Source organism: Candidatus Sericytochromatia bacterium (assembly GCA_035285325.1).
In the GTDB taxonomy this organism is placed as follows: domain Bacteria; phylum Cyanobacteriota; class Sericytochromatia; order S15B-MN24; family JAQBPE01; genus JAYKJB01.
The window spans coordinates 40,543-46,542 of record JAYKJB010000098.1; the positions used below are offsets into that span (position 1 = coordinate 40,543).

The 6,000-nt window shown below is 60.9% G+C and carries 6 protein-coding genes; 2 read left to right on the forward strand and 4 right to left on the reverse strand.

Annotated elements, in window-relative coordinates; all coding sequences use genetic code 11:
* Positions 1-556 precede the first annotated feature (556 nt).
* On the forward strand, positions 557-2,143 hold the full coding sequence (locus tag VKP62_12780; GenBank protein MEB3198068.1) for a phosphatidylserine/phosphatidylglycerophosphate/cardiolipin synthase family protein: 1,587 nt from the start codon (positions 557-559) through the stop codon (positions 2,141-2,143).
* 41 nt (positions 2,144-2,184) lie between these two features.
* Here the strand turns inward: VKP62_12780 and VKP62_12785 are convergent, their stop codons facing one another.
* The 4 genes from VKP62_12785 to VKP62_12800 form a co-directional block, all read right to left on the reverse strand.
* Positions 2,185-2,919, reverse strand: coding sequence for a TerC family protein (locus VKP62_12785; GenBank protein MEB3198069.1), 735 nt, complete (start codon positions 2,917-2,919; stop codon positions 2,185-2,187).
* 82 nt (positions 2,920-3,001) lie between these two features.
* Complete coding sequence (locus VKP62_12790; GenBank protein ID MEB3198070.1) at positions 3,002-3,670, reverse strand: deoxynucleoside kinase; 669 nt, start codon at positions 3,668-3,670, stop codon at positions 3,002-3,004.
* A complete protein-coding gene (hisS, locus tag VKP62_12795; protein ID MEB3198071.1) occupies positions 3,670-4,956 on the reverse strand; it encodes a histidine--tRNA ligase in 1,287 nt (428 codons plus the stop codon). The genes VKP62_12790 and hisS overlap by 1 nt, the downstream gene beginning before the upstream one ends.
* Before the next feature lie 121 nt (positions 4,957-5,077).
* On the reverse strand, positions 5,078-5,581 hold the full coding sequence (locus tag VKP62_12800; protein MEB3198072.1) for a ubiquinol-cytochrome c reductase iron-sulfur subunit: 504 nt from the start codon (positions 5,579-5,581) through the stop codon (positions 5,078-5,080).
* 238 nt (positions 5,582-5,819) lie between these two features.
* Here VKP62_12800 and VKP62_12805 point away from each other — a divergent pair.
* Positions 5,820-6,000, forward strand: a 181-nt coding sequence (locus VKP62_12805; GenBank protein MEB3198073.1) for an adenylyltransferase/cytidyltransferase family protein, incomplete at its 3' end; no start/stop codon positions are given.

Sequence of the window (6,000 nt, forward strand, 5' to 3'; positions counted from 1 at the left end):
GATCCAGATCGCAGACGCCTTGGTCGACTCAAGTCTCGCGCCTAACCCAAGGCGAAATGGAAGGATCTGGTTGATCAGGCCGGTTGCTGATCGGATCAGATCAAAGGTTGGACAGGACACATCCCGTTACAAACTGGAGCAAGGGGGCCGACGACACGAATGGCCACGAACGCCGACATAATGGGATCATGAGTCTCCCCACCAAGTTCTTTCGAGATTGATGGTTAAGATTTCATCATCCTCCACGTTCGGTGCCTCGGGCCCGCCGATGAGGTCGCCCGCCTCCCGGAGGCGAGGCGCAGGCAGAGCCTGACAGGGGGGGCGATGCCCCGACCGCGACGTTCAGAGAATCAGTGACCCGTCGCGCGACGTCAACCGACCGTGAAGGGGCCTTCCGATCTCATCGCTTGGGAGGGCCCCCCTGCTTACCACGAGCCGCCCAAAATGGTTAACAAGTGGTTAATTAATGCTTAAACAATTCAAAGAAAGGACAGGGGCAAGGGCCGGACGCGTATAACTCATGCAGTCCTGCCAAACCTGGGGAGCCCCACCGCCCATGCCCCGCACAACCCGCCAGGTCCTCTCCCTTGCCCTCATCTGTGGCCTGCTGTTGGCAGGCTGCAGCCATCCCAGCAGCCCCCATCGTTCGCTCGCCCCGCAGGCGGGTGGCTCCCCGACGGGCGAGATGGAAGCGCAACGGGCCGCGCTGGGTGAACTGCAGGGAGTGTTGGCAGGGCCTCCCGTCACCGTCGCACAGAGCGGTCTGAGTCAGGCGACTTTTGAGGGACTCGACCAAGACAGAGACGGTCGCCTCTCTCGCGGCGAGAAACTGCAGGTCTTCCAGGATGTGTGGCGCTCGATGTCAGCCATCGCGGCAGCCCGCAGGCCGGTTGAAGGGGTCGAAAGTCGTCCCTTACCGCTGGCCCCAGGAGATTATCAGGTGGCCCATCCACTGGCGTTCGCCCCTACCCAGGCCGATGTTTTCATCGATGCCGGGCAAATCCTCCCCGCCGTCTTCCAAACGATCCAGCAAGCCCAGAAATCGGTCTGGATGGACCTTTTCCTGCTCGGCGGCAACGAGGGGCGCAAATTGGCCGAGTTGCTCGTGAACAAGGGACGAGAAGGACTCGATATCCGCATTCTGCACGACCCCGGCTACGGACTGGCCGGCTCAGCCCACCAGCAGATCGTGCCCGTCGTCCGCTACCTGTTGGCCAACGGCATCTCGGTCAAGAGTTACCCGATCGGCTATCTCCCCCGGCGCGCGGGGCATCCCCTGGCCAACCGCTTCCAGATCGACCACAACAAGTTCGTGATCGTGGACCAGCGGGTGGCCATGCTGGGCACGATGAACCTGATAGACCTCGGGGTGATGAACCACGATGTCTATCTCCGGGTCACGGGTGCCGCCGCCGCCGAACTGGCGGGCATTCATGCGGCCACCTGGGGGCTGCGCGGAAGTCTGCCGCCCACCTTTCCTGCCGAACCGACCCCGAAGCCCAGCAAAACCCCCAAAACCCCTTCATTTTTTGGGCTCCTGGACGTGCCCGCAAACGTATCCAACGGACAGGCGCGCGTGACCAAGACAGACATCGATATCCAGGACACCAAGAAAGTCCTGATTGAAGCCATCCAGGGCGCCAAACGCAGCGTGCATGTGGCCATCTTTGAGTTTGGGGATGTGGAGGTGGCGCAGGCCTTGGTCGCAGCCTACAAACGCAACGTGGATGTGCGGGTACTGGCAGATAAGAACGCTAACTACCACAAGTACCTGGATGCCTTCAAAAGCTTGAAACTGTACGGCACTCCGAACCTGTTGACGGCCAATATCCTGAGAGATGCGGGAGTCCCCATCAAATGGTACGTGCCCCAGGTGGAAGACCAGGAGTTACATATGAAACTGGCGCTGATCGACGGAGAGCGGGCGCTGGTGGGCTCGACCAACTACACCTATCAGGCGTTCCGCACCTTCCGCGAAACCAACCTCGACCTGCTGAGTCCCTCGGTGTCCAGTGAACTGGAAGCCATGTTTGAGCGAGACTGGACCCAGCGAGGCACCCCAGTGGTCAAACCCGATTTCTATGAACGCTGCATCATCGCGGCCGTGAGGGCCTTCGACCGGTTCCACCTGAGTTGGTGGTGAACAGATTCAGCGCCTTGGCACGCCCGTGCGGTCTCGTCCCCTCAGCGGTCCGATGAGGCCGCCTCCAGCGCCGACTCCTGGGAAGTCTCCACCGCTTCCGGCCGGCGGCGAGTAACCCAGTAGCCCCCCAAGAGCACCATCGCCGTGGCCAGGAAAGCCAGGCCATAGTCCAGATAGGGTATTCCCGTCGCGATCAGCAAGGGGCCGACCTTCTTGTCGTGCACCACCATCTCGGCGGCCGTCCAGGCCAGCACCCCCGCCCCCACATAGGCCAACAAGGGCCAGCGGCGGAGCATGCCCGTCAGAATCTGACTGCCAAACAGCACGATCGGAATACTCAACGCCAGACCGAACAGCAACAGCGTGATGTTGCCGTGCGAAGCCCCGCCGACCGCCAAGATGTTGTCGAGGCTCATGACCACATCGGCGAGGATGATGATACGCACCGCTTCCCAGAAACTCTGGATCTCACCATGCCGCTCTTCAGCCTCTTCCTCCTCTGTCAGAAGTTTGAAGGCGATCCAGAACAGTACCAGGCCACCAATGGCCTGCAGGTAGGGCACCGCCAGGAGAAACGCGGCCAACGCAGCAAAAATCACCCGCAAACCGACAGCACCGGCCGCGCCGATCACCGCAGCCCGACGCGCGATGGACGGGGGCAATGACTTGACCGCCATGGCAATCACGACGGCATTGTCGCCCGACAGAACCAGGTCAATCACGACGATCTTGAGCACCGCGTCAAGCGATATGCCATCGAGCGAAAGGCCAAGCATCGTAGAAACCTCGGTGAACAGAGAACAAAACCAGCAGATGTCCTGCTAAATCACGTTCGACAAGGGACTGTCCCGGCTTCCGTCAGATGCTGGCGCGTTCGGGACGAGGGAACAGTCCGGGTAGCGTTGGAGGAAGGTCCAAGGCCGACTCCACCAGATCGAAGATGTTACAACAGTCCAGGCTGCTATGCACAAAATCGAGCTCATCGGCTGGGAGCGTCACCACGGGCGACAGGCGCCAATTGTCGATCCAGTCATCATAGAGGGTGTTCAGCTGCGCCAGATAGTCGCTGGGAATGGCCGCCTCATAATCTCTCCCCCGCATCGCGATACGCTTTTGCAAGGTGCCGAGACTGGCCTTGAGGTAGACGACCAAGTCAGGCGGCCGAAAAAACTTGCCCATGATCTCGTAAATTTGACGGTAATTGTCGTAATCACGTTCCGTCATTTGCCCCGTTCGGCGAAGGTTCTCCGCAAAGATGGCACAGTCCTCGTAGACCGAACGATCCTGAATCACACTTTCCTGGCCTTCGACGATCTGTCGGTGGCTCTCGAAGCGTTTGCCCAAGAAATAAATCTGGAGGGGGAAACTCCAGCGCGGCATGTCATCGTAAAAGTCAGCCAGGTAGGGATTCCCCTCCACCGATTCGAAACTCGGGGTAAAGCCCAGGTGCCTGGAGAGGTATCGGGTCAGCGTCGTCTTGCCGCTGCCGATGTTCCCCGCCACGACCACAAATTTCTTGGAGCGCATCACTGGACCTCCTGAAGCGATGAGGTGAGGGCCGCGCGCAACGCGTCTCGTGAGATCAGCACTCGCTGCTGAGAGCGGGTCGTCAGATTTTTCAGAATGACCTCACCCGCGGCAAGCTCGGCTTCTCCCACCACCAGGGCGAAGGGAACGCCCAAGCGCTCTGCCAGTTTGAACTGGCGTTCCAATTTTCCACCGGGCGCCATCTCCACCGATAGGCCCCAGGACCGAAGGCTGCAGGCCAAGCGGAAGGTCTCGCTGAACGGGGTGCCCGGCGGCGTGACCAACACGGCGACGGGAGGCTGGGCACCGGGCAGTTCCGTTCCCAGAACGAGCAACAACCGTTCAACGCCGAGTGCCCATCCCACTGCGGGGCTCGCGGGGCCACCCAGGTCCGCGACCAGCGCATCATAGCGCCCCCCGGCGCACAAGGTGCTCTGGGCCCCCAATCGGTCGCCGCACGCGATGAATTCGAAAACCGTCCGGCTGTAATAATCCAAGCCCCGGACCAGGCGCGGGTTGTGGGTGAAGGGGACCCCCGCCGCGGTGAGAAATTCCTCCACCTGGGCAAATGCCTGACGACAATCATTGCACCAGGCCGTGTCCACCAGAGGTGCCTGATGGAGCTGCGAGCGGCAGGCTGGCACCTTACAATCCAATACGCGAAGCGGGTTTCGCTCGGTGCGTACCCGGCAGTCCGGACACAGGTCCGCCTGACAAGAGCGCAAAAAAAGCTGAAGGGCGTCCCGGTAAGCTGGCCGACAACCGTCGCAGCCCACGGAATTGACCTGAAGCTGCCAAGCATCCAGCGGCTTCAGACCCAATTCAGCCAGGAAATGAGCCGCCATCGCGATCGACTCGGCATCCCAACAAGGATCGGGAGCGGCCAGACACTCGACACCGAGCTGGTGAAACTGCCTTTGACGTCCCGCCTGCACGTTCTCCGCTCGGAACATGGGACCGAAATACCAATATTTCTGTGGGGCGGGTTGGGTGTAAAGTTTGTGTTGAATGTAAGCCCGCACCACGCCCGCCGTGTTTTCCGGCCGCAAGGTGACGTGACGACCACCTCGGTCATCGAAGCTGAACATCTCCTTGCCCACGATGTCCGTGGTCTCCCCGATGCCGCGGGCGAAGAGCTCCGTCGCCTCATAAATCGGGGTTCTGATTTCGCGATAGCCGTAGCGCGCCAGAACATCCTGCGCACGAGACTCCACGAACCGCCACCGTGGCGTCTCGTGCGGGAGAATGTCTTTGGTCCCTTTGACCGTTTGCAGTGGCTGGGTCACGTGCCCCTCGGAAGCGGTGGCGCTTCATCAAGCCGGGGGCCTGAGTCGGTCAGGCCCCCGGCTTGGTTCAACAGATGGGCCGCATCTCGTCCGTTTGACGAGGGAAATCGCGGCATCGGCATTACGCGTTGATGTAGACGTCCCCGTTTTCAACCTTCGCCTCGAAACGGGGAAGCGGGCGAGGAGGAGGTCCGGCCACGTTCGTTCCATCCTTGGTGTAAACGCCCCCGTGGCACGGGCAGAAAAACTTGCCCTTGGCTTCGTCCCAACCGGCAGGACAGCCCAGATGGGTGCAGGTATTGCTCAGCGCTTGTGGTTGGCCCGCGTCGTCCATGAACGCGTAGGCGGTGGCGTTCACGTTTTGCTTCATGAAGCCTTCCGTGCGCACGGTCTGGAAATTGAACGCCTTGGGAGACGCCGTCAGATCGCTGGCCGGGCCCAGCTTGACCCAGTTCTTCTTGCTGGCCGAGGAGCGAACCGCCGGGTCCAGAAAGTAAGCGGTAAGGGGCACAGCCAGTATCGCGGTGATACCGGCGCCCACCACGTTGATGGCCTGGTTCAGAAATTTGCGGCGAGTGATGTCATCGCTGGTCGATGTCGGAGCGGTTCCTGCGGTGTCTGCCATGACTGGACCTTCTTCTTGGTCGACAATTGGTGCGGCACTGCCCCCCCTGATCACACAAGGGAAGACGGGTCCATTATGAGCAGCGCCGCCGCATTTGGCAACCGGCGGAGAGCCCAACCGGCCGCTGGCCCTCAAGCCTCACGGGTCAGGCAGGTCGAGCGTTGCCCCCCGCGAGCGTCAACTCTACAATGGAGCATCTCAGGTTGTCGCTTGCCCGCTTGATGGCGAGGAGGTCCCATTGGTCCGCGCGATTTACCCCGGCAGTTTTGACCCGATCACCAACGGACACCTCGACATTCTGGAACGCGCGAGTCGTTTGTTCGATGAGGTGATCGTCGCCATTCTGGTGAACACCAGCAAACGCGGCCTTTTCACCCAGGAGGAACGACTCACCCTGTTGCGAGACGTCACGCGCGACC

Coding starts and splice junctions, on each gene's coding strand:
- VKP62_12790 (MEB3198070.1), bottom strand. CDS start 3,670: ATGCGCTCCAAGAAATTTGTGGTCGTGGCGGGGAACATCGGCAGCGGC.
- VKP62_12780 (MEB3198068.1), top strand. CDS start 557: ATGCCCCGCACAACCCGCCAGGTCCTCTCCCTTGCCCTCATCTGTGGC.
- VKP62_12785 (MEB3198069.1), bottom strand. CDS start 2,919: ATGCTTGGCCTTTCGCTCGATGGCATATCGCTTGACGCGGTGCTCAAG.
- VKP62_12800 (MEB3198072.1), bottom strand. CDS start 5,581: ATGGCAGACACCGCAGGAACCGCTCCGACATCGACCAGCGATGACATC.